Source organism: Alsobacter sp. R-9, assembly GCF_054612375.1.
Genome location: NZ_JBTSWJ010000001.1, coordinates 512,267 through 532,974, shown reverse-complemented (window position 1 = coordinate 532,974; position 20,708 = coordinate 512,267). Strand labels below are relative to the sequence as shown.

Genomic DNA, 20,708 nt, shown 5'->3' with positions numbered 1-20,708 from the left:
GCTGGGTTAACATCACCGTGGCGCTGGCAGCCTTTGCGTGCTTCCTTCGCCTCGCCCAACCTGCAGGAGTAAGCGGATGCTCGGCGACCTCATGAAGACGCTCGAAGCCAGCCTGGCCTCTGCCAGCAACCGACTGTCCTTCGTGGTCACCGAGCTGCCCCGGACCGACGACCAGCTGGTCCGCTTGCTCGACGGGGCCATCTCCGCCTCCAACCGCTTCCGCACCCCGCTGGTCGAGATCCAGCTCTGCATGGATCGGTTCCCCGGCATGGACCATGCCTACTGGCACGTGCCGGTGACCGATAGCGGCAACCCTCACGTGATCCGCCTCGTGTTCGAGCCCGCCATGGCCGAGGCGGCCGCCTGACGGAGGCCATCTTCGGCCACATTCCCCGGTATCGGGCCGTTCCAGCAGTTTCGGAAGCGCACGCCATCGGATAATCATCGACGGGACCTCTGCAGTTCCCTCGATGTGAGCCCGACATGCTGCGCGCGCTTCTTCTCGTCCTGACGCTGGCCCTCGGCGCGGGATCCGCCGCCGCGCAGCAGGCGGCCGCCCCGCCGCCGCCCGGGCTGAGCCAGGCCGACTTCGACCGGCTCGTGGACGCCATCAGCCAGTCCGTCGTCGAGCGCCTCAGGAAGGAGGGCGCCGTCGCATCCCCCGCAGGGGGACAGGCCCCGGCCGCCGAAGCACGGCGTCCACCCTCCTCGGAAGGACCCGATGCGGCGGCCGCCGGCTTCGCCGAGTTCTTCTCGCGCGGCGGCACGATCCTGCTGGCGATGCCGTCCTTCTTCTCGGAGCTCGCCCGGATCCCCGGGGCGCTGGACCGCTCGCACGAGGGCGGGCGCGGCGTCTTCGTCTTCCTCCTCCTGCTCGTCGCCAGCGGCGCGGCGGCCGTGGCCGCCTACGGCATCGTCGAGCGCGGGCTGGAACGGTTCCGCAGGTCGCTGGCCAAGGACGCGGGGCCCGACGGCGGCCCATTGGCGCTGCTGCGCCTCGTCGGCATCGCCCTGATCGACGGCGTGGCGCTGGGCGCCATGTGGCTGGTCAGCAATGCCGCGACCGGGCTCTGGTTTGCCGGAACGGACGCCCAATCGCGCTTCGCGGGCTTCGTGCTCGCCAGCATCTTCTCCTGGGCGCTCTACATGTTCGCCTTCCGCCTCGTGCTGCGGCCCGGCCTGTCGCAGGCCCGGCTCGTGGCGATGAGCGACGAGGGGGCGGCGGCGGTGTTCCGCAACCTCTCGATCGCCGTCATCGCCGTGCTCGCCGTGCGCGTGCCGCTGCGCTCCCTCATCGCCCTTCACTCGCCGACCGAGGCGATCTCGGCGGGCCAGCTCATCGGCAACGCCATCATCCTCGCCGCCTTCGTCTGGGCGGCGCGCCGGTCGCGCGACCCCGTCGCGGGCTGGTTCACGGCCCTCGCCCGTCCCGGCAGCGTCTGGGCCGCCATCGGCCTGCACTGGACGCGGGTGGCGATCCCCTTCTTCATCGTGCTCGTCGGCGCGCAGGTCTACGGCGCGATCTCGGCCAAGTTCTCGGTACCGGCCGCCATGCTGGTCACCCTCAACACGGCGATGGCGCTGATCCTGTTCGAGACGCTGCTCGCGGCCGCGGTTGTCCGGCTGGGCGGGAGTGCAACCGCCCCGGCAGGCGCCGGCGAGCGGGCCGAGCCGCGCGTCGCGGACGTGATCGCGCGGTGCCTGCGCGTCGCGGTGCTGATCTTCGCCGTGACCCGGGTGACGGAACGCTGGATCGTCGACGTCGTCCACCTCGTGGACGATGCGGGGTGGGACAGCCTCACCCGCGGCTCCGCCAAGGCCGGGGCCGTCCTGTTCATCGCCTACGTGATGTGGGAGGTCGTCCGCTTCTTCACCGACCGCTACGTCGCCAAGAGCGCCGGGCACGTCGACGAGGACGAGCATGCCGCCGGCAATGCCTCGCGGCTCGCCACGATGATGCCGCTGCTGCGCATCGCGCTGGCCATCGTCATCAGCATCGTGTCGCTGCTGATCGTGCTGTCCGAGCTCGGGGTCAACATCACGCCCCTCATCGCCGGCGCCTCGGTCTTCGGCCTGGCCATCTCCTTCGGCAGCCAGACGCTGGTGCGCGACATCGTGTCGGGCATCTTCTACCTGGCCGACGACGCCTTCCGCATCGGCGAGTACATCGACTGCGGCAAGGCGAAGGGCACGGTGGAGGGCTTCACGCTGCGCTCCATCAAGCTGCGTCACCAGAACGGGCAGGTTCACACCATCCCCTTCGGTCAGCTCGGGCAGATCACCAACTTCAGCCGTGACTGGACGACGGTGAAGTTCAACCTGAAGTTCGCCCGCGACACGGACGTGGAGAAGCTGCGCAAGGCGACGAAGAAGATCGGGCAGGAGATGCTCGAGGATCCCGAGATGAAGGCGGAGATCATCGAGCCCCTGAAGATGCAGGGGGTCGCCGACATTCTCGAGAATGCGCTGGTCGCCCGCTTCAAGTTCACGGTGAAGCCCGGCAAGCCATCCTTCATCCAGCGCGACGCGGTGAAACGCATGGTGCGCACCTTCCCCGGGCTGGGCATCGAGTTCGCCAGCGCCACCGTGGCCGTGCAGACGGTGGGCGGCGATGCCGCGAGCGCCGGCGCGGCGGTCCAGGCCCTTCAGGCACGGGCCCAGGCGGAAGCCGCGGCAACGACCACGGGATGAGATCCGGGGCCGGCGCTTGCCGGCCGGGGACGGGTCCTCCATCGTGGCGCTCCCACACGAGGAGCGCCGCAGCATGACGAACCCCGCGACCATCGGACGCCGGATCGCCCAGGGCCTCGGCACGGAGGAGGCCGACCTCGTCCTGAAGGGCGGACGCTGGTTCGACCTCGTCACCGGGGAGATCCGGACGGGCGACGTGGCCATCTGCGGCGACACCATCGTCGGCACCGGCGGCGAATACCGTGGTCGCCGGGAGATCGACGTGCGCGGCACCGTCGTGGCCCCCGGCTTCATCGACACGCACCTGCACATCGAGTCGTCGCTCGTGACTCCCGGCGAGTTCGACCGTTGCGTCCTGCCGCACGGCGTCACCACCGCGATCTGCGACCCGCACGAGATCGCCAACGTGCTCGGTGCGGAAGGCATCCGCTACTTCCTCGACTGGTCGCTCGCGACCGCCATGGACCTGCGCGTGCAGCTGTCGAGCTGCGTCCCGGCAACGGAACTCGAGACCTCCGGCGCCCGCCTCGGCGCCGCCGACCTGCTGCCGCTGCGCGACCATCCCAAGGTGATCGGGCTCGCCGAGTTCATGAACTTCCCCGGCGTGCTCGCCGGCGACCCGGGCTGCCTCGAGAAGCTCGCCGCCTTTTCGGGCGGGCACATCGACGGCCACGCGCCGCTCGTCATGGGCCGCAAGCTCGATGCCTACTGCGCCGCCGGCATCCGCACCGACCACGAGGCGACGCGACTGGACGAGGCGCGCGAGAAGCTGACCAAGGGCATGACCATCCTCGTGCGCGAGGGGTCGGTCTCGAAGGACCTGCACGCGCTGGCCCCGCTGATCGGGCCGGAGACGGCGCCGTTCATGGCCTTCTGCACCGACGACCGGAACCCGCTCGACATCGCCGAGGAGGGGCACCTCGACCACATCATCCGCACCGCCATCAGGCTCGGCGCGCGGCCTTTGGACGCCTACCGGATGGCCTCCATCTCGGCCGCCCGGGCCTTCGGGCTGCGCGACCGGGGCCTCGTGGCACCGGGCTGGCGGGCGGACCTCGTCGTGCTCGACGACGTCGAGGGCTGCGCCGTTCGTCTCGTCCTGAGCGGCGGGAGGATCGTCGACGACGCGCTCTTCGCCGCACGTCGAACGGTGCCTCCGGTTGGCCGCGCCAGCGTCCACGCGCGCCGTGTCGGCGCCTCCGACTTCGTCGCCCGAGGCTCGGGTCCCTTGACAGCGGTCATCGGCGTCCAGGCGGGTCGCATCATCACCGACCACCTCACCGCCACGCTTCCTTACGGCGACGGCGTGCGGCAGGTGGATCTCGACGCCGACATCGTCAAGGTCGCCGTCGTCGAGCGCCACGGCCGCAACGGCAACATCGCGGTCGGCTTCGTGAAGGGCTTCGGGATGCGGCACGGCGCCATCGCGTCCTCCATCGGGCACGACAGCCACAATGTCTGCGTGGTCGGCGCGACCGACGCGGACATGGCCGTGGCCGTGAACCGCCTCGCGGAGATTGAAGGCGGCTTCGTCGTGGCTGACGGCGGCTCGGTCGTCGCCGAGCTGCCCCTGCCCGTCGCGGGCCTGATGAGCCTTGCGTCCCACGAGGACGTCCGGGACGGCCTGCTGCCGCTGCGCGCCGCGGCCCGCGGCCTCGGCGTGACCCTTCAGGAGCCGTTCCTGCAGGTTGCGTTCCTGCCCCTGCCGGTGATCCCGCACCTGAAGATCACGGACCGGGGCCTCGTCGACGTCGACCGCTTTGCCTTCGTCGACGGTTGATCACACCCGCGCCATAACTCTGCCGGAACCGTTTCCCAAAAAATGACGCAGGCCGACGCCGAACGCATGCATCCTGACCCAGCGTGTCAGGATGCTGTCAGCCTGGCGTCGCTAAGGTCAGGTCCACATGAGGAGAGCACCGGCACCCTGGGTGCCGGATCGAGGTCTCCCGGAGGAAGCCGATGCCGGATGTCATTCGTGTTGCGGTCGTCGATGACGACACCATGGCCCGCCTCGGCCTCGTCGCCACCCTCTCGGCGCCGGCGGATCTGTCGGTTGTCGCGCAGGGCCGCTCGGCGGAGGATGCGACGGATCTCGGCTGGAACGGCGAGGTGGATGTGCTCGTGCTCGGCCTCGCGAGGTCCTCTCAGGCGCTGCTGACCGTGCGCCGGCTCCGCGAGACGGGCTGCCGCGCCGCCATTGTCGTCCTCGGCGCGTCGGAGGACGAGGACAGCCTCTGCGCCGCGCTCGCCGCGGGCGCCCGAGCCTACGTTCCCCGAAGCCGCCACGCCGCGGACCTCCCCGAGATCGTTCGGTCGGTGACGAAGGGAGACACGTGGGTGTCTCCGCACGTGGGTGGACGCATCCTGGTGGCGCGGGCCTCCAGAAGCGCGGCGTCGCGCGAGAAGCCGGCGCCCATGTCGCGCGACGAGCGCATCATCCGGATGGTGGCACGGGGCTACAGCAACACCGAGATCGCCAGCGAGCTGGGCCTCGCAGAGGGCGCCGTCGCGGGCTGCGTCGCGACCGTGGTCGAACGGCTGGAAGCGCTGGAGACGGCGGTGGACCGTCCACTGCCGGTGCGCTCCGGCGCGGGCCTCTTTCGGCACTGAAGGCGCTGCCGCCCCACCGTTTAGGGCTTAAGTCTAGGTTAATTTAATCCTTCACTCCGCCCAGCGTACCGCGTGTCCCGTCATCCAGAACGGGCACTGAAGCGGCCGTTCTGCGCACAGAAACACGTTCAACGTCGCGAGACGCCCTGAAACGCCTCGGAAATTGGGCGTTTCTTTCAATTTGAATCAAGATTATTCGCACATTAATCATCGGAGGCGATCTAAGACCTCAGTCCATGAACGGCTAAGCCCTCGTCGGGTAAATTGGGCCCATGTTGCTTGGACTGTCGATCAAGGCCGGACGATCGCCACTGCACCGCGTGGTTGCAGCATGGAACGCGTTGACGCTTGCGCGCCAGTTCGCGCTGGCCGGATCGATGGTGCTCTCCGTGAGCATGGCCGTCCTCGGCTCGTGGGTGGCCAACCGCATCGAGCGCGGCGTCATCGACAACGCCGTCGCGACGACGGCGATCTACATGCACAGCTTCATCGAGCCGCTGGTGCAGGACCTCGGCACCTCGAAGGACCTGTCGCCGGCGTCGAAGGAGGGGTTCCACCGGCTGTTCACCGAGACCCCGATCGGGCGCCGGGTCGCCTCGATCAAGATCTGGGGCACGGACGGCACGATCCTCTACAGCAAGGATCCCGAGCTGATCGGCAAGTCCTACCCCGTGGGCGAGGACCTGCGCGCGGCGCTGGGCGGCAAGGTGATGGGGTCCCTCGACGACCTCACCGACGAGGAGAATGCCCATGAGCGCGCCATGCGGCTTCCGCTCATGGAAATCTACATCCCGATGCATGCGAACGGCACCGACCGCATCATCGCCGTCGCCGAGTTCTACACCTCCGCGGAGCAGCTTTTCGCGGACGTGAACCGCGCCACGCTGCAGAGCTGGCTCATCGTCGCTCTCGTCACCCTCGGCATGGCCGGCGCGCTGTTCGGCATCGTCCGCCGCGGCAGCCGCACGATCTCCCTGCAGCAGTTGGCGCTGCGCGATCGCATCGAGGAACTGTCGACGCTGCTCAGGCGCAACGAGGAGCTCCGCGGTCACGTCAACGAGGCGCGCAGGCAGGCGGCCGACACCAACGAACGCCTCCTGCGGCGCATCGGAGCCGACCTGCACGATGGCCCGGCCCAGCTGATCGGACTGGCGCTCCTGCGCCTCGACGCGCTCCGCAAGGTGGTGCAGGCGCATCTCGACAATAAGCAGGAGCACAACGCGGACATCATCCGCTCTGCGCTGCAGGACGCGCTGGAGGAGATCCGCAATCTTTCCGCCGGCATCGCCCCGCCGGAACTCGAGAACACGTCGCTGACGCAGACCCTGATGCTGGCCGCCCGCAACCACGAGCGGCGCACCGGCACGGCGGTCACGCTCGACATCGACGAGCTTCCCGACCGCGGCAGCGCCGCCCTGAAGACCTGCGTGTACCGCTTTGCCCAGGAAGGCCTCAACAACGCCTTCCGCCACGCCGAGGCCCAGGGCCAGACGATCCGCGCCCGCATCGAGAACGAGAGCCTCGTCGTCGAGGTGTCCGACCGCGGCCCGGGATTTCCCTCGGGCAAGGCCGGACAGGGCAGCCTCGGCCTCGCCGGCCTGCGCGACCGCATCGGAACCCTCGGCGGCGAATTCGCCATCGACAGCGCCCCCGGTCTGGGGTCGCGACTGCGCATGACAATCCCCCTGGCGCCAGCAGAGCAGTGCCATGTCTGACACCATCAAGATTGCCGTCATCGACGACCATCCGCTCTTCCGCGAGGGCGTGGCCTTCACGCTCGACACCGCCGGAGGCTTCGAGGTGGTCGGCCAGGGATCGAGCGCCGCGGATGCGATGCGCATCGTGACGCAGCAGCGCCCCGACATGATCCTCCTCGACGTCAGCATGCCCGGCAGCGGCGTCGAGGCGGCGAAGACCATCTCGACCATGGCGCCGGACATCCGGATCGTCATGCTCACCGTGTCGGAGAGCGAGGAGCACGTGGCGGCCGCCCTCCAGGCGGGCGCCCGCGGCTACATGCTCAAGGGCAGCAGTGCGGCGGAACTGGTGCGGACGGTGCGCGCCATCTACGAGGGCGACAGCTACGTCTCCCCCGGTCTGGCCGCCCGCCTTCTGACGCAGATGAAGCAGCAGGCCGCGCCCGTCGCGGACCGCGGCGACGACCGGGTGGAACTCACCAGTCGCGAGGACGAGATCCTCGCCTTCGTGTCCCGCGGGCTCACCAACAAGGAAATCGCGGCGCGCCTCTCGCTCAGCGAGAAGACCGTGAAGCACTACATGACCAACATCATGAACAAGCTGCAGGTCCGCAACCGCGTCGAGGCGGTCCTCGCGTCGCGCCGCCGCATGGCCAGCTGACCGCGGTGCGCCGCCTCTAGGCGGCCGCCTCGCCCGTGGCGGACGCATCGTCGGCCGGCCCCGTCTCGACCACCCGGATGCCCTCGCGACGGCACAGGTCGCGCAGCGCGTCGGAGGCCAGATGGTCGGTGACGAGGGTGCCGACGTCGCGCAGGTGGCCGATGCGGACGGGCGCCGAACGGTCGAGCTTGGTGCGGTCGGCGACGAGGATGACGTGCCGCGCATTGCCGATGATGGCTCGCGAAACACGCACCTCCTGGTAGTCGAAGTCCAGCAGCGCCCCATCGGGATCGATCGCCGAAGTGCCGACGACCGCATAGTCGACCTTGAACTGTCCGATCAGGTCGACCGCCGCCGAGCCCACCACCCCGCCGTCCGACCGCCGCACCGGTCCGCCCGCGACGATCACCTCGATGCGCGGCCGGGGGTACAGCGTCGCCGCCACGTGGAGGTTGTTGGTGATCACGAGGAGACCTTCGTGGTCCGCCAGCGCCTTGGCCACTTCCTCGGTGGTCGTGCCGATGTTGATGAACAGCGAGGCGCCATTGGGCACGAGCGCAGCGGCCGCCTTGCCGATGGCCACCTTCTGCTCGCGCGCGATGAAGCGGCGCGCCTCGTAGGAGAGGTTCTCGACGCCCGACGCCACCACGGCGCCGCCATGGACGCGCGACATCAGGCGCTGGTCGCAGAGGTCGTTGAGGTCCTTCCGGATCGTCTGCGGGCTGACGTCGAAGCGCGCCGCGAGATCCTCGACGCTGACGCGGCCGGTGCTGCGGGCCAGCGCGACGATGTCCTTCTGACGCTGGGAGATCGTGCTCATCGGAGGGCTCGAGGGACGAGCCCGGAATTTAGGCGAACATTGGCGCGGATGCGAGCCCCGCCAAACGGGCGGGCGCGGGCCATCTGCAATCATGCGGATTTGTCAGAGCTTTTCACAACCAACGGTCTCTTAACGCGGCCAGCTTAAGCTGATGAACACACGATAAGGCCGGGTCAAACGGTCGCCATCGATGGATTATGGTCAATGAGCATTCTTTCCTCATCATGGTTTTCCACGCGGCATTGCCTCGCCGCCCTGGCCGCCGTTCTCGGCGCCGCCGTCGCTTCGCCGCTTCCCGCCCGCGCCACCTCTCCGCAGAACCCGCCGGCCCCCGCCGTTTCGCTTCGCATCGTCGGCGGCCTCGCCGGCGTCAACCAGTACAAGCAGCATGAGGCGCCGTTCTGGCTGGACACGATCCGCCAGCGCAGCGGCGGCCGCATCGCCGCGACGATCCAGCCCTTCGACCAGAGCGGCCTTCGCGCGCAGGACATGCTCCAGCTCATGCGCGTGGGCGTGGTGCCGTTCGGCACGGCGCTCCTCAGCGTCGTCGCAGCGGACGATCCCGAGCTGAACGCCATGGACCTGCCGGGCCTCGCGCCCGACATCGCCACCCTGCGAAAGGTCGTGTCGCTGTACCGGCCTCACACCGAGAAACTGCTCCTCGAACAGCACAACATCGTGCTGCTCGGCGTCTATGCCTATCCGGCCCAGGTGGTCTATTGCGCCAAGCCCTTCTCGGGACTGTCGGATCTGGCGGGCCGGCGGGTGCGGACCTCGTCCGTCAGCCAGTCGGAGATGTTCGCGGCGCTCGGCGCCGTCCCGGTCATCACGCCCTTCGCCGAGATGGTCGGCGCCGTGTCGAAGAAGGTGGTCGACTGCGCCGTCACCGGAACGCTGAGCGGCAACGAGGTCGGCCTCACGGAGGTCACCACCCACATCCACGCCATGGCGATCAACTGGGGCCTGTCGATCTTCGGAGCGAACCGCACCGCCTGGGAGGCCGTCCCGGCCGACCTGCGGCCGATGATCCGCGGCGGGGTCGCCGAACTCGAGCAGAGCATCTGGTCGATGGCCGAGCAGGAGACGCTGGGTGGCATCCAGTGCAACGTCGGCGCCGACGGCTGCCGCAGCGGCCGGAAGGGACGCATGGCGCTCGTGCCCGTGACGACCGCCGACGAGGCCGTGCGTCGCAAGGTCCTCGTCGAGGCGGTGCTGCCGCGGTGGATCGACCGCTGCGGCACGGACTGCGTCGAAGGCTGGAATGCGATCATGGCCCCGGAGCTCGGCCTCGCCGTGACGGGGGACGCCGGCACGGGGACGACGGTGGCGTCTCCCGACGACGTGAAGACGACGCGCTGAGCGCTCGGCCAGGACGAGGACGGACGACCACGTGAACGGCCACAGTCGACTCCGGCTCGCGGTGCTCGGCGGCACGCTGATGCTGCTTTGCGCGCTGTGGTACGGCGCGATGCTGCTGGTCGAGCGCGGCTGGACCACGGCCTCGCAGCAGGCCGAGGACGCCCTGGCCCGGACGGGCCGCGCCGCCGAGAGCATTACCAACAGGAACCTCCTGCAGGTCGACAGCGTGCTGGTCGGCCTGCCGGAGCTGCTGTCTTCACTGGCGATGTCCCCCGCCGGCACCGCGCATCCCGTGGCCGCGCGCCGTCTCCTGCAGAGCCTCGCCAGCCAGACCTTCGTCTTCCGCGACCTGCTGCTGGTGCGGCCCGGCGGCGAGGTCTGGACGTCGGCGAGGCCGGGAGGACGCGGGCGCAGCGCCGTGACCGGCAACGACGGCCTGCCCGGTCCCGACGCGCCGGGCTCCAGCGCGGTCTATGGTCCCGTGCGCAATCCGTCGACCGGCGAGTGGTCGCTCTACCTCGGCCGGACGGTGTCCGTTCCCGGCGCGGGCGAAATGCTGGCGCTCGCCGAGATCCCGATCTCCAGTCTCACGACCGCGCTGGCGCCGATCGGCGAGATGCCGGGCCTCGACATTGCGCTCGTCCGGGCCGACGGCCGCCTCGTCGCCAGCATGCCGCACGACGAGCTCAACGTCGGGCGCGTGCGCGATCCGGGCATCCCGCAGGTCACTTCCGCCCCGGAGATGGTGCCGCGTCAGGACGGCGCCGGCGCGGACATGGTCTTTGCGCGTCCGACGCTCTTCGGCGACCTTCGGATCGTGCTGAGGCTGGACGGGCCGGTCGCCATGCGCGACTGGGCGCGCGACCGCGAGCACCTCATGTACGCGGCCGCCACGGCGTCCGTCATGCTGGCCCTCTTCGCCCTGATCGTGCTCGCCGGACTGCTCAACCGCGACCGGCTCGACCGCGAGCGGCGCGACGCCCAGCGCACGCTCGAGGACGCCATCGACTCGATGTCGGACGGCTTCGTGATGTGGGATGCCTCCGACCGGCTGGCGGCCTGCAACGAACCCTTCCGCCGGCTCTACGCGGCGAGCAGGCCGTGGACGAAGCACGGCAGCACCTTCGAGGCCTTCGTCCGGGGCGGTGCCGGTCACGGCCAGTACCCCGGCGCGGGCACGGAGGAATCCTTCGTGCAGGCGATGATCGAGCGCCATCGCGCCGGCGAGGGCTCGCACGAACTGCTGCTCCCGGACGGCCGGTGGCTTCTCGTCACCGAACGCGCCACCGCGAGCGGCGGCGTCGTGGGCGTGCACAAGGACATCACCGAGCGCAAGCGCCAGGAGGACCTGATCCTGCGCTACAGCGAGGAGCTGGAAAGACTCGCCTTCCGCTTCGAGACGAGCGTCAAGAGCGGAGCCTCGCAGGTCGAGCAGTCGGCCATCGCCGCCAGCACCGAGGTCGACAACATGGCGACGGCGGCGAGCGAGGCCGTGGCGCAGGCCCGGTTCGTCTCGTCCGAGGCCGAGGGGACCTCCAGCCGCGTGCGCGTGGTCGCCGCCAACATCGAGCAGTTGCAGAGCTCCATCCTGCAGATCTCCCAGCGCGTCGAGACCGCGGCCCGCATGACGGACAAGGCCGCCGAGTGCAGCCGCGTCGCCACCGGGATCATGGCCGGGCTCGATGCGGCCGCCTCCCAGATCACGAGCGTGGTGGACCTCATCCACGCCCTCGCCCGCCAGACGAACCTTCTCGCCCTCAACGCCACGATCGAGGCCGCGCGCGCCGGCGAGGCCGGCCGTGGCTTCGCGGTGGTGGCCGCCGAGGTGAAGGCACTCGCCGCGCAGACCGCGAACTCCACCGACATGATCGCCCGCCACGTGCAGGCGATCCAGCAGTCGAGCTCGGCGGCGACGGACAGCATCGAGACGATCAACCGCATCGTCGCCGACCTGAAGGACATCGGCGCCACCATCGAATGCGCGGTGCGCGAGCAGAGCGACGCGGCGAGCGAGATCACGGCCAGCACCATCGAGACGGCGCACAGCACCTCCGAGGTGACCAGCGCGGTGGTGATGATCGCCAACCGCTCCGAGCAGATCAGCCGTTCGACCGAGGGGTTGCGCCACACCGCCCAGCGCCTGCTGGCCGAGGCGCGCACGCTGGGCACGGAAAGCAACCGCTTCCTCGCCGGGGTTCAGACCCGGCGCTGATCCGCGCCCGGCATCGCCGGCAGGACGGTCGGAAAACCTCCCTGCCCCGGCACGGTCTGCACGGGAGGTGCTGGAAGCGGCGCGCGACGCGGCGCGCGGACGACTACAGGCGCAGCAGCGAGGCCACCGTCACCGCGACGTTGAGGCCGCCGATGGCGGCGATGAGGGCGGCGACGCCCCAGCCGAGGAGGCTGTCGCGACGCGCGGAAACGCAGGCTGGGGACATGGGGGCTCCGGACAAGGGCGGTCGCAAGGACCGACGATGGCAGAGATAAGCGCGATCCGGCGCAATACAATAGCTGTGATTACGACCCGTTCATTGCATCCACGCAAGATACTCTGCTACGGTCCGCAGGGTGTGCCGTCGTCTCTGGAGCCTGGTCGCTCCTGTCGCATGCCCCCTCCGCCGGCATCCCCGCCGGCCGGCATCAGCCGGTCGGGTAAGGGATCGAGACCCTGGCAGGGCAAGGCTGGCCCCCCTTCCCCGTCCGCTGCGCGGACCGCCGGCGATGACGAGGGAAACCGAGCAGCCGGGCCCGTCCGAGCCGCACAGGCGGCTCCCGGCCCATGCCACCGTGAGGCGATCCCGGAAGGCTCCGCGCCGCCTCAGCCGCCGATCTTGTCCTGAGTCTTCGTCTCGAAGTCGGAGGCGTCGTGGCGCTCGCGCAGCTGCTCATGCGGCTCTCCGCTGGTGCGGTTGACCATGCGGCCGCGCCGCACGGGCGGGCGGGCGTAGAGCTGTTCGGCCCAGCGCACGACGTTCGTGTACTCGTGCACCTGCAGGAACTCGGCCGCGCCGTACTGCCATCCCTTCACGAGCCCGCCGTACCAGGGCCAGATCGCGATGTCGGCGATCGTGTACTCGGAACCGGCGATGAACTCGTTCTCCGCCAGACGGCGGTCGAGCACGTCGAGCTGGCGCTTCACCTCCATGGCGAAGCGGTCGATCGCGTACTCGATCTTGAACGGGGCATACGCATAGAAATGCCCGAAGCCGCCGCCGAGATAGGGCGCGCTGCCCATCTGCCAGAACAGCCACGACAGGCACTCGGCCCGCGCGGGCTGCGACGTCGGCAGGAAGGCGCCGAACTTCTCCGCGAGGTAGACGAGGATCGCGCCCGATTCGAACACCCGCACCGGCGTGGGGCCGCTGACATCCAGCAGCGCCGGGATCTTGGAGTTCGGGTTCACGTCGACGAAGCCGCTGCCGAACTGCTCGCCCTCGCCGATGCGGATCAGCCACGCGTCGTACTCGGCGCCGGCATGCCCCAGCGCCAGCAACTCCTCCAGCATGACCGTCACCTTCACGCCGTTGGGCGTGCCGAGCGAGTAGAGCTGCAGCGGGTGCTTGCCGCGCGGCAGTTCCTTCTCGTGCGTCGGCCCGGAGATCGGGCGGTTGATGTTGGCGAACCGGCCGCCGTTGGCCTTGTTCCATACCCACACCTTGGGCGGCACGTACTCGCTAGAACCGGTCATCGTTGGATCTCCGCAGGCTGTCGGGTGCCCCGACGGGGGACGAGGCGCCATAGCATCATCGGGTGGGCGGGCGTCATGACAAGGGCGCGAGCCCTGCACGGTCGCAGGGCCGGCCTTGCGACCGTGCAGGGCTGGGTTGCCCGGACGGCCACCCGCCGCGTCTGGACAAGCCCCGGCCGCCGCCCCACGGTGTGCGGGCCGCCGGCACGGCGGGCACTTGGGCAGGGCCGGGACCACCGCATGGACAACCGCAACGAGATCTGGCGTCACGTCGACCAGCATGGCGAGCGCCTCATCGCCCTCAGCGACCGCGTCTGGGCCATCCCGGAGGTCTGCTACACCGAGGAGCGATCGGTCGCAGAGCACAAGGCGGAACTACTCCACCAAGGCTTCCGCGTCACCGAGCGCGTCGCCGGCATCCCGACCGCGATCGTCGGCGAGGCCGGCGAGGGCGGGCCAGTCATTGCCATCCTCGGCGAGTACGACGCCCTGCCCGGGTTGAGCCAGGAGGCCGGCAAGGCGCAGAAGAGCCCCGTCGAGGCCGGCGGCCACGGCCACGGCTGCGGCCACAACCTGCTCGGCGCCGCCTCGCTCCTCGCCGCCACCGCCGTGAAGGACTGGCTCGCCGCCAACGGCCTGCCCGGTCGCGTGCGCTACTTCGGCTGCCCGGCCGAGGAGGGCGGCGCCGCCAAGGCCTTCATGGTGCGCGCCGGCGCCTTCTCCGACTGCGACATCGCCCTGTGCTGGCACCCGTCGAGCTGGTGGGAGGTGACCCCACCCCTGTCGCTCGCCAACACCCGCGCCGATTTCGTGTTCACCGGCCGCGCCGCGCACGCCGCCGCCTACCCGCATCTCGGCCGCTCCGCGCTGGATGCCGTCGAGCTGATGAGCGTCGGCGTCAACTACATGCGCGAGCACATGCCGAGCGATGCGCGCATCCACTACGCCCTGCTCGACACCGGCGGAATCGCCCCCAACGTCGTGCAGGCCCACGCCCGCGTCCGCTACTCGATCCGCGCCCGCGACCTGCCGGGCATGCTCGAACTCGTCGAACGCGTGCGCAAGGTCGCGCAGGGCGCCGCGCTGATGACGGAGACGAGCGTCGACGTGCGCATCGTCAGCGCCGTCTCGAACGTCGTCGGCAACACGCCGCTCGAGGAGGCCCTGCAGGCGATCATCGAGGATCTCGGGCCGCCGCATTTCGATGACCGCGACCGCGCCTTCGCATCGGCGATCCGCGCCACGCTCTCGCCGCAGGAGATCGCCGCCGCGTGGCACGCGCTCGGCATGGAGGACACCGGCGCGCCGCTCGCCGACTTCACCGTGCCGCTCGACGTCAAGCGCAACCCGATGATCGGCTCCACCGACGTCGGCGACGTGTCGTGGGTCGTGCCCACGGTGCAGGTCCACGCGCCGACGGTGGCCATCGGCACGCCCTTCCACACGTGGCAGATCGTGGCGCAAGGCAAGGAGCCCGCCGCCCACAAGGCGATGGTGCAGGCCGCCAAGGCCATGGCCGCGCTCGCGGCACGCGCCGTCACCGAGCCCGGCCTCGTGCAGGCGGCGAAGGACGACCTCGCCCGCCGTCTGCGGGGCACGCCCTACGTCTGCCCCATCCCGCCGGAGGTCATGCCCCCGCTCGACATGTCCCGCGGCCCGGCCTCGGGCTGAGGCGCGGGCGCGCGTTGTGTCTTCGGCCCGACCGGGCGCAGGCACCGCGTACGAACGCGCTGGGATGGACGACAGCACGCCTGTCCCGACGCAGCGCGCCCAGGACGACAGGCCATGAAGATGACCGCTGGCGACATAGCAGCCGTGCCGGCCGAGAATGAGCGCGACCGGCAGGCGGAGGCCGCCGCGACGCGCGACGTCTACCGCCGTCATGCACGGGCGTGGGACGCGGAGCGGTCGCGGGCGCTCTTCGAGAAGCCGTGGCTCGACCGGCTGGCGGACAGCCTGCCGCCCGGCGGGTCCGTGCTCGACCTCGGGTGCGGCGCGGGAGACCCGATCGGGCTCTACCTCGCCGGGCTCGGCCTGCGCGTGACGGGACTGGACAGCGCCGAGGAGATGATCGGGATCGCGCGTGCCCGGCTGCCGCAGGCGCGCTGGATCGTCGGCGACATGCGGCGCCTGCAACTCGAGGAACGGTTCCATGCCATCGTGGGCTGGGACAGCTTCTTCCACCTCACGCCGGACGAGCAGCGGGCGCTCCTGCCCCGTCTGGTGGAGCACCTGCAACCCGGCGGAGGCCTGCTTCTGACGGTGGGCCCCGCCGCCGGCGAGCCGGTCGGGAGCGTCGCCGGCCAACCCGTCTACCATGCGAGCCTGGCGCCGGAGGAATACGCGGCGCGGCTCGCGGCGTCGGGGGCCGGCATCGTCGAGTTCGTCCCCGACGATCCGGCATGTGCCGGTCACACCGTGCTGCTGGCCCGCCGCCGGGAGGCGTGAGCGCGCCCGCCTGCAGCATGCCGGTCAGCACCTGGCGGCCGTGGGACAATGGCGCGCGACACCCCGGGGCGCCGTCGGCCCGCTCTCCCGGACCGGTGGCGAATGCTACAACGACGCGTGGACGCGGGCGGTGATGTCGCGCTGGACAGCCCGCCCGTTCGGCCGTCGGATGGGGCGTCGCGGAACCTCGTGGCGAGGCGACGGGCAGGGAGAGGCTGCGAGGGCGATGGGCTCATGGACACGCTGGCTGCCCGGCCTGGTGGTGTTGCGGCACTACCGGCTGTCCTGGCTGCATCACGACGTCTTCGCCGGGCTCGTGCTGTCGACCATGCTCGTGCCGGTCGGCATCGCCTATGCGGTCGCGTCCGGCCTTCCGGGCATCTACGGCCTCTACGCGACCATCGTCCCGCTGCTCGTCTACGCCCTCGTCGGCCCGAGCCGCATCATGGTGCTCGGCCCGGATTCCGCGCTCGCGCCGATCATCCTCGGCACGGTCCTGGCGCTGGCACCCGGCGATCCGGCCCGCGCCGTCGCCGTCGCCGGCGCCGTCGCCGTCGTGGCGGGGTCGATCTGCGTGGTCGCCGGCCTCGCGCGCCTCGGCTTCGTGACCGAGCTCCTGTCGAAGCCGATCCGCTACGGCTACATGAACGGCATCGCACTCACGGTCATTCTCGACCAGCTGCCCAAGCTGCTCGGCCTCGCCGTCAGGGCCGAGCATCCCGTGGGGACGCTGCGCGCGCTGGCCTCCGCGATGGCGGGCGGAGAACTCCGCCCGGCGGCGGCCGGGCTGGGGATCGGCCTGCTGCTCCTCATCCTCGTGCTCCGGCGGGTGCCGCGCATTCCCGCCTTCCTCGTGGCCTTCGTCGTTGCGATCGGCATCGTGGAGGCGCTGGACCTCGCCGGCCCGACGGGGGTCGCGGTCCTGGGCACGCTCCCGCAGGGGCTGCCCTCCTGGTCGGTGCCCGCGGTCTCGCCCGCCGATCTCGGCCCGGTCCTGCTCGGCGGCGCGGCCGTGGCGCTCGTCGCGTTCGCCGACATGAGCGTGCTGTCCCGCGTCTACGCCCTGAAGACGGGACACCGGGTGGACCCCAACCAGGAACTCGTCGCGCTGGGGCTCTCCAACGTCGCCACGGGGTTCTTCCAGGGTTTCCCGGTCAGCAGCAGCTCGTCCCGCACGCCGGTGGCCGAGGCATCCGGTGCCCGCACGCAGGTGGTCGGCGTCGTGGGGGCTGTCGCCGTCGCGGTCCTGCTCGTGACGGCGCCGCGGCTGATCGAGTCGCTCCCGGTCGCGGCACTCGCCGCGGTCGTCATCGTCTCGGCGGCAGGGCTCGTCACCGTCGGCGACCTCGCCCGCATCGCCCGGGTGCAGCCGTGGGAGTTCTGGCTTTCGGTCGCCTGCAGCGCCGGGGTGCTCCTCCTCGGCGTCATCCCCGGCATCGGACTGGCGATCGTCGGGGCCGTGATCGAGTTCCTGTGGGACGGCTGGCGTCCGCATTCCGCCGTCCTCGGCAAGGCCGAGGGCGTGGCCGGTTTCCACGACCTGCGCCGCTATCCCCAAGCGCGCCAGGTGCCGGGGCTGGTGCTGTTCCGCTGGGACGCTCCGCTCTTCTTCGCGAATGCCGAGTTCTTCCGCGAACGCGTGCTCGCGGCCGTCGCGGCAGCGCCGTCGCGCGTGCGCCGCGTCGTGGTGGCGGCCGAGCCGGTGACGAGCATCGACGTCACTGCGGCCGACGCCCTTGTCGACCTGGTGCATGAACTGGCCGAGAAGGGGATCGATCTGGACTTCGCCGAGCTGAAGGACCCCGTGAAGGACAAGTTCCTCCGGCTCGGCGTCCTGCGGACGCTCGCTCCCGACGCGTTCCACCCCACCGTCGAAGCCGCCGTGGAAGACTACCTCGCCGACCACCGGGAGGAATGACGCCCCGGCATCGCGGAGACGAGCCCTGGCGCAACCGCCGTGCTCGTGCGCGGGGACCCCGAACAGGTGCTTCGCCTTCAGGCCGGCTTGACGATCCAGCGCCGCTCCCGGCCGTGCGGCGACAGCCGCCGGGCGCCCTGCGCCGTGACGAGCCCGTTGTCGGAGACGAGGAAGCCGCGGTCGCCGGCCGTGATGGCGCCCGGGTGCATCGACAGCACCATTCCCTCCTGGAGAACGAACTCCGGGTCAGCGCTGTTGCTCGGTCCGTCGGCGCCGTCGAGGCCGATGGAGTGGCAGTCGGGAGTGTGCCTCCCGGCCGGCGGGAAGCCGTGGGCCGCGAGGACTGCGTCGCCGGCCCGTCCGATCTCTCCCTGCCGCACGCCCGGGCGCGCCGCCGCCATCGCGGCCTCCGACGCGGCCCAGTACGCGTCGAACAGTCGTGCCGTCTCGTCCGGAACGGCGCCGCACGTCACGTGAACCGTCATCTCCGTCCAGTAGCCGAGCGGCGATTCGGTGACGAGCTCGCACGTGACGACCTCGTCGGCCGGCATCGTTTCTCCCGGCTCCGGCGGGATCGTGTAGGGCACCGGTCCCACCGCGACCTTGGCGCGCGACCAGAAGCCGCCGTCGCGGCGCGCCTCGGCCTCCGCCGCGAGCGCCGTCTCGATCAGCGGGACGCCGGGCGTGGCGCGATCCGCGAAGATCTGCAGCGCCCGGCTCAGGCGCGCGCCGTTGTCCTCGAACTCCTCGATCTCGAGTCGGGATTTCTGCCGTCGGAGCGCGTCGAACGCGCCCGTCACGTCGACGAGATCGACGTCGCGCAGCGCGACGGAGAGGTCGTCGTGGTCCGTCGCCGCCATCTTCGCGCGCGCCACGACTCCGATCCTGCCAGGCCGCCGCGCGGCGGCAAGACGTTCAACGGCGCGCGACACCGGCCTTGACGACCATTCGACCCGATCGGGATGCGTGGCGGCGCGCCTGCGGGCCCACAGCGCCTGATAGGACGAGTGCGACACGACGTAGGGGGCCGGGTCGTCGCGGAGCAGCACGGCGACGAGGACGCCGGCCCATGCCCGTGCTCCCGTGAGCCAGCGAACGCTCGCGACGCCGTCGGGGGAGCCGTTGCCGCCCACGAACAGCCCGTCGAGATCGAGCCGGTGCATCAGCGCCTGAAGATGGCCCACGCGACGTTCGAACTCGCGCTTCAGGGCGTCGGGATCGTGCATGGGAGAAACCGCAGGAGATGACGGTGCGACCGGGCCAGCCTGACCTGCGGCCCGCCGCCGCGCAAGACGCCCAGCCGCTAGGTTCCCGCGTCAGGCCACGCCACCGTGCCCGACCAACGGTCAGGGCCGCGGCGATAGGGAGCCAGGTCGGTCCGGCCGAATGCCTGTGCAGCCTCGTCCCGGGCGCGGGCCAGAATGGCGGCCCGGTCGACGCGATGGGGCCGCCGCGCCCGAAGCAGCCACTCGCCCTTCGCCACCACCTCCCGCACATCCGACGCGGTCGCGTACAGGGCAAGGCTCTGCACCAGGTCCGTGACCGGTCCGAAATGCGGAGCGGAGAGGTCCACGACGATGATGTCGGCATCCTTGCCGGGGACCAGGGAACCGATCCGGTGGTCGAGCCGCAGGGCACGGGCCGCGTCGATGGTGATCATGCGGAGCAGCGTCTCGGGCGGCATGACCATTTGCGACCCGCGCGCCATCCACTGGTTCCACGCCGCACGGGCCGGTTCCCGCCACAGGTCGAGGGACGTGTAGGGCGCCGCGCCGTCCGTGGTGATGGCGACTGCGCAACCGGCCCTGGCAAGGTCGGGGACCGGCGCCACGCCGTACCACAGGTTCTCGTGGGTGAACGCCACCGTCGCGATCCCGCAGCCCGCCGCTCCCAGCACCTCGCACTCGGACGGCGACAGGCCGTTGGCGTGCGCGACGAGGACGTCGCCGCGCCCCAGCAGCCGGGCGACCTCGGCGGCGCCGAAATGGCGGACCGCGTAATCGACCGAGCCGGCGAACATGTGGGTCTGGACGATGAGGCCGGCCGCGTCGGCCAGCGCGCGCATCGCCTGGGCATGCGCGTGGATGGCCGGCGCGTCCGACGCGTCGGGAAGCCGGTGCGGGCTGCGCCTGTGGGCGACGTGGCGCCCGAACAGGTAGGGCGAGGCCAGCGCCACCCGGAGCCGTCCGTCGGCCGCACCGTGCCAGCGCTCGATCACGCGGCGCGTGTTTTCCATCGCGTCCTCGGCCGTGAAGCCGCGCTCGACCCAGCGGCCCTCGACGCGGTGGGAGCCCGAGAAGGGCTCGGCGAGATGCGGGAAGACCGGGTCGGGAGGGCCGACCCCCAGCACCAGCGACAGTCCCGCGGCGGCATAGGCCTCCGCATTGGCATCGGCGAAGGCCGTGTCGTCCATCCGGGCGGGCGTGGCCCCGATTACCGACAGGCCGGTCGTGACGCCCGCTTCCAGCCGCTCCAGCGCGGACAGGTCGGCCTCGGCCCGCCACCATGCCGGCGTCGTCGCATGCCAGTACATCGCCGAAGGCCAGCCGGCGGACGGATGCATCAGGCCGCGGATCATCCCGTGGCCCGCATGGGCGTAAGCGTCGACGAGCCCCGGCAGCACCGCGCAGCCGCCCGCATCGATCGTCCTTTCCGCCACGAAGCGGGAGACGATGTCCCGCCGTTCGCCGACCGCGACGATCCGGCCCGCGTGGACGGCCACCGCGCCGTCGGCGATCTCGGGCGACCGTGCGTCCATCGTCAGGACGTGGCCGCCCGCGACGACGAGATCGATCGGTGTCGGCTGCATCGGT

General features: G+C 70.8%; 16 protein-coding genes. 11 read left to right on the top strand and 5 right to left on the bottom strand.

Translation table 11 applies throughout. From position 1 onward, the window contains the following. Nucleotides 1-76: 76 nt before the first annotated feature. The 6 genes from ACX9GQ_RS02460 to ACX9GQ_RS02435 all read left to right on the top strand — a co-directional run bounded on the left by ACX9GQ_RS02460 (nucleotide 77) and on the right by ACX9GQ_RS02435 (nucleotide 7,662). Nucleotides 77-367 (top strand): hypothetical protein, encoded by a 291-nt coding sequence (locus ACX9GQ_RS02460; protein ID WP_459627941.1) that lies wholly within the window; start codon nucleotides 77-79, stop codon nucleotides 365-367. 116 nt (nucleotides 368-483) lie between these two features. Further along, the gene (locus ACX9GQ_RS02455; RefSeq protein WP_459627940.1) at nucleotides 484-2,691 is read left to right on the top strand and encodes a mechanosensitive ion channel family protein; all 2,208 of its coding nucleotides are present in this window, start codon (nucleotides 484-486) and stop codon (nucleotides 2,689-2,691) included. A gap of 73 nt (nucleotides 2,692-2,764) precedes the next feature. After that, nucleotides 2,765-4,471: an adenine deaminase gene (ade, locus tag ACX9GQ_RS02450; RefSeq protein ID WP_459627939.1), complete on the top strand. Its 1,707-nt coding sequence runs from the start codon at nucleotides 2,765-2,767 to the stop codon at nucleotides 4,469-4,471. 182 nt (nucleotides 4,472-4,653) lie between these two features. Next, the gene (locus ACX9GQ_RS02445) at nucleotides 4,654-5,304 is read left to right on the top strand and encodes a transcriptional regulator (protein ID WP_459627938.1); all 651 of its coding nucleotides are present in this window, start codon (nucleotides 4,654-4,656) and stop codon (nucleotides 5,302-5,304) included. Nucleotides 5,305-5,645: 341 nt separating this feature from the next. Then, a complete protein-coding gene (locus tag ACX9GQ_RS02440; RefSeq protein ID WP_459627937.1) occupies nucleotides 5,646-7,019 on the top strand; it encodes a sensor histidine kinase in 1,374 nt (457 codons plus the stop codon). Beyond that, complete coding sequence (locus ACX9GQ_RS02435; protein WP_459627936.1) at nucleotides 7,012-7,662, top strand: response regulator; 651 nt, start codon at nucleotides 7,012-7,014, stop codon at nucleotides 7,660-7,662. The genes ACX9GQ_RS02440 and ACX9GQ_RS02435 overlap by 8 nt, the downstream gene beginning before the upstream one ends. 16 nt (nucleotides 7,663-7,678) lie before the next feature. On the opposite strand, the gene ACX9GQ_RS02430 is transcribed toward ACX9GQ_RS02435, so the two are convergent. Further along, a complete protein-coding gene (locus ACX9GQ_RS02430) occupies nucleotides 7,679-8,482 on the bottom strand; it encodes a DeoR/GlpR family DNA-binding transcription regulator (RefSeq protein ID WP_459627935.1) in 804 nt (267 codons plus the stop codon). Between the two features lie 204 nt (nucleotides 8,483-8,686). Between ACX9GQ_RS02430 and ACX9GQ_RS02425 the strand changes: the two genes are divergently transcribed. Together ACX9GQ_RS02425 and ACX9GQ_RS02420 are read left to right on the top strand one after the other, a co-directional pair. Beyond that, on the top strand, nucleotides 8,687-9,841 hold the full coding sequence (locus tag ACX9GQ_RS02425) for a TRAP transporter substrate-binding protein (RefSeq protein ID WP_459627934.1): 1,155 nt from the start codon (nucleotides 8,687-8,689) through the stop codon (nucleotides 9,839-9,841). Nucleotides 9,842-9,872: 31 nt separating this feature from the next. Beyond that, nucleotides 9,873-12,053 carry a methyl-accepting chemotaxis protein gene (locus ACX9GQ_RS02420; RefSeq protein WP_459627933.1) on the top strand — a complete coding sequence of 727 codons (2,181 nt, stop codon included), beginning with the start codon at nucleotides 9,873-9,875 and terminating at the stop codon, nucleotides 12,051-12,053. Nucleotides 12,054-12,156: 103 nt separating this feature from the next. Here the strand turns inward: ACX9GQ_RS02420 and ACX9GQ_RS02415 are convergent, their stop codons facing one another. Further along, on the bottom strand, nucleotides 12,157-12,279 hold the full coding sequence (locus ACX9GQ_RS02415; RefSeq protein ID WP_459627932.1) for a hypothetical protein: 123 nt from the start codon (nucleotides 12,277-12,279) through the stop codon (nucleotides 12,157-12,159). A 380-nt stretch (nucleotides 12,280-12,659) separates the two neighbouring features. Next, on the bottom strand, nucleotides 12,660-13,529 hold the full coding sequence (gene yghU / locus ACX9GQ_RS02410) for a glutathione-dependent disulfide-bond oxidoreductase (RefSeq protein ID WP_459627931.1): 870 nt from the start codon (nucleotides 13,527-13,529) through the stop codon (nucleotides 12,660-12,662). Nucleotides 13,530-13,769: 240 nt separating this feature from the next. On the opposite strand from yghU, the gene ACX9GQ_RS02405 reads away from it, so the two are divergent. The 3 genes from ACX9GQ_RS02405 (at nucleotide 13,770) to ACX9GQ_RS02395 (ending at nucleotide 17,895) form a co-directional block, all read left to right on the top strand. Further along, entirely contained in the window at nucleotides 13,770-15,200 is a 1,431-nt protein-coding gene (locus ACX9GQ_RS02405) for an amidohydrolase (protein ID WP_459627930.1), read from the top strand. Between the two features lie 114 nt (nucleotides 15,201-15,314). After that, a complete protein-coding gene (locus ACX9GQ_RS02400) occupies nucleotides 15,315-15,977 on the top strand; it encodes a class I SAM-dependent methyltransferase (protein ID WP_459627929.1) in 663 nt (220 codons plus the stop codon). Nucleotides 15,978-16,203: 226 nt separating this feature from the next. Further along, nucleotides 16,204-17,895, top strand: a complete 1,692-nt coding sequence (locus tag ACX9GQ_RS02395) for a SulP family inorganic anion transporter (protein WP_459627928.1) — start codon at nucleotides 16,204-16,206, stop codon at nucleotides 17,893-17,895. A gap of 77 nt (nucleotides 17,896-17,972) precedes the next feature. Here ACX9GQ_RS02395 and ACX9GQ_RS02390 read toward each other — a convergent pair whose 3' ends face one another. Together ACX9GQ_RS02390 and ACX9GQ_RS02385 are read right to left on the bottom strand one after the other, a co-directional pair. Beyond that, nucleotides 17,973-19,121 (bottom strand): M24 family metallopeptidase, encoded by a 1,149-nt coding sequence (locus ACX9GQ_RS02390; RefSeq protein WP_459627927.1) that lies wholly within the window; start codon nucleotides 19,119-19,121, stop codon nucleotides 17,973-17,975. A 77-nt stretch (nucleotides 19,122-19,198) separates the two neighbouring features. Continuing rightward, entirely contained in the window at nucleotides 19,199-20,704 is a 1,506-nt protein-coding gene (locus ACX9GQ_RS02385; RefSeq protein ID WP_459627926.1) for an amidohydrolase family protein, read from the bottom strand. Nucleotides 20,705-20,708: the final 4 nt, after the last annotated feature.

What these genes read in the sequence shown, in the direction of transcription:
- ACX9GQ_RS02445 (WP_459627938.1), top strand. Translation starts at nt 4,654, where the DNA reads ATGCCGGATGTCATTCGTGTTGCGGTCGTCGATGACGACACCATGGCC.
- ACX9GQ_RS02425 (WP_459627934.1), top strand. Translation starts at nt 8,687, where the DNA reads ATGAGCATTCTTTCCTCATCATGGTTTTCCACGCGGCATTGCCTCGCC.
- ACX9GQ_RS02385 (WP_459627926.1), bottom strand. Translation starts at nt 20,704, where the DNA reads ATGCAGCCGACACCGATCGATCTCGTCGTCGCGGGCGGCCACGTCCTG.
- ACX9GQ_RS02455 (WP_459627940.1), top strand. Translation starts at nt 484, where the DNA reads ATGCTGCGCGCGCTTCTTCTCGTCCTGACGCTGGCCCTCGGCGCGGGA.
- ACX9GQ_RS02400 (WP_459627929.1), top strand. Translation starts at nt 15,315, where the DNA reads ATGAAGATGACCGCTGGCGACATAGCAGCCGTGCCGGCCGAGAATGAG.
- ACX9GQ_RS02430 (WP_459627935.1), bottom strand. Translation starts at nt 8,482, where the DNA reads ATGAGCACGATCTCCCAGCGTCAGAAGGACATCGTCGCGCTGGCCCGC.
- ACX9GQ_RS02405 (WP_459627930.1), top strand. Translation starts at nt 13,770, where the DNA reads ATGGACAACCGCAACGAGATCTGGCGTCACGTCGACCAGCATGGCGAG.
- ACX9GQ_RS02395 (WP_459627928.1), top strand. Translation starts at nt 16,204, where the DNA reads ATGGGCTCATGGACACGCTGGCTGCCCGGCCTGGTGGTGTTGCGGCAC.
- ACX9GQ_RS02390 (WP_459627927.1), bottom strand. Translation starts at nt 19,121, where the DNA reads ATGCACGATCCCGACGCCCTGAAGCGCGAGTTCGAACGTCGCGTGGGC.
- ACX9GQ_RS02415 (WP_459627932.1), bottom strand. Translation starts at nt 12,279, where the DNA reads ATGTCCCCAGCCTGCGTTTCCGCGCGTCGCGACAGCCTCCTCGGCTGG.
- ACX9GQ_RS02460 (WP_459627941.1), top strand. Translation starts at nt 77, where the DNA reads ATGCTCGGCGACCTCATGAAGACGCTCGAAGCCAGCCTGGCCTCTGCC.
- ade (WP_459627939.1), top strand. Translation starts at nt 2,765, where the DNA reads ATGACGAACCCCGCGACCATCGGACGCCGGATCGCCCAGGGCCTCGGC.
- ACX9GQ_RS02435 (WP_459627936.1), top strand. Translation starts at nt 7,012, where the DNA reads ATGTCTGACACCATCAAGATTGCCGTCATCGACGACCATCCGCTCTTC.
- yghU (WP_459627931.1), bottom strand. Translation starts at nt 13,529, where the DNA reads ATGACCGGTTCTAGCGAGTACGTGCCGCCCAAGGTGTGGGTATGGAAC.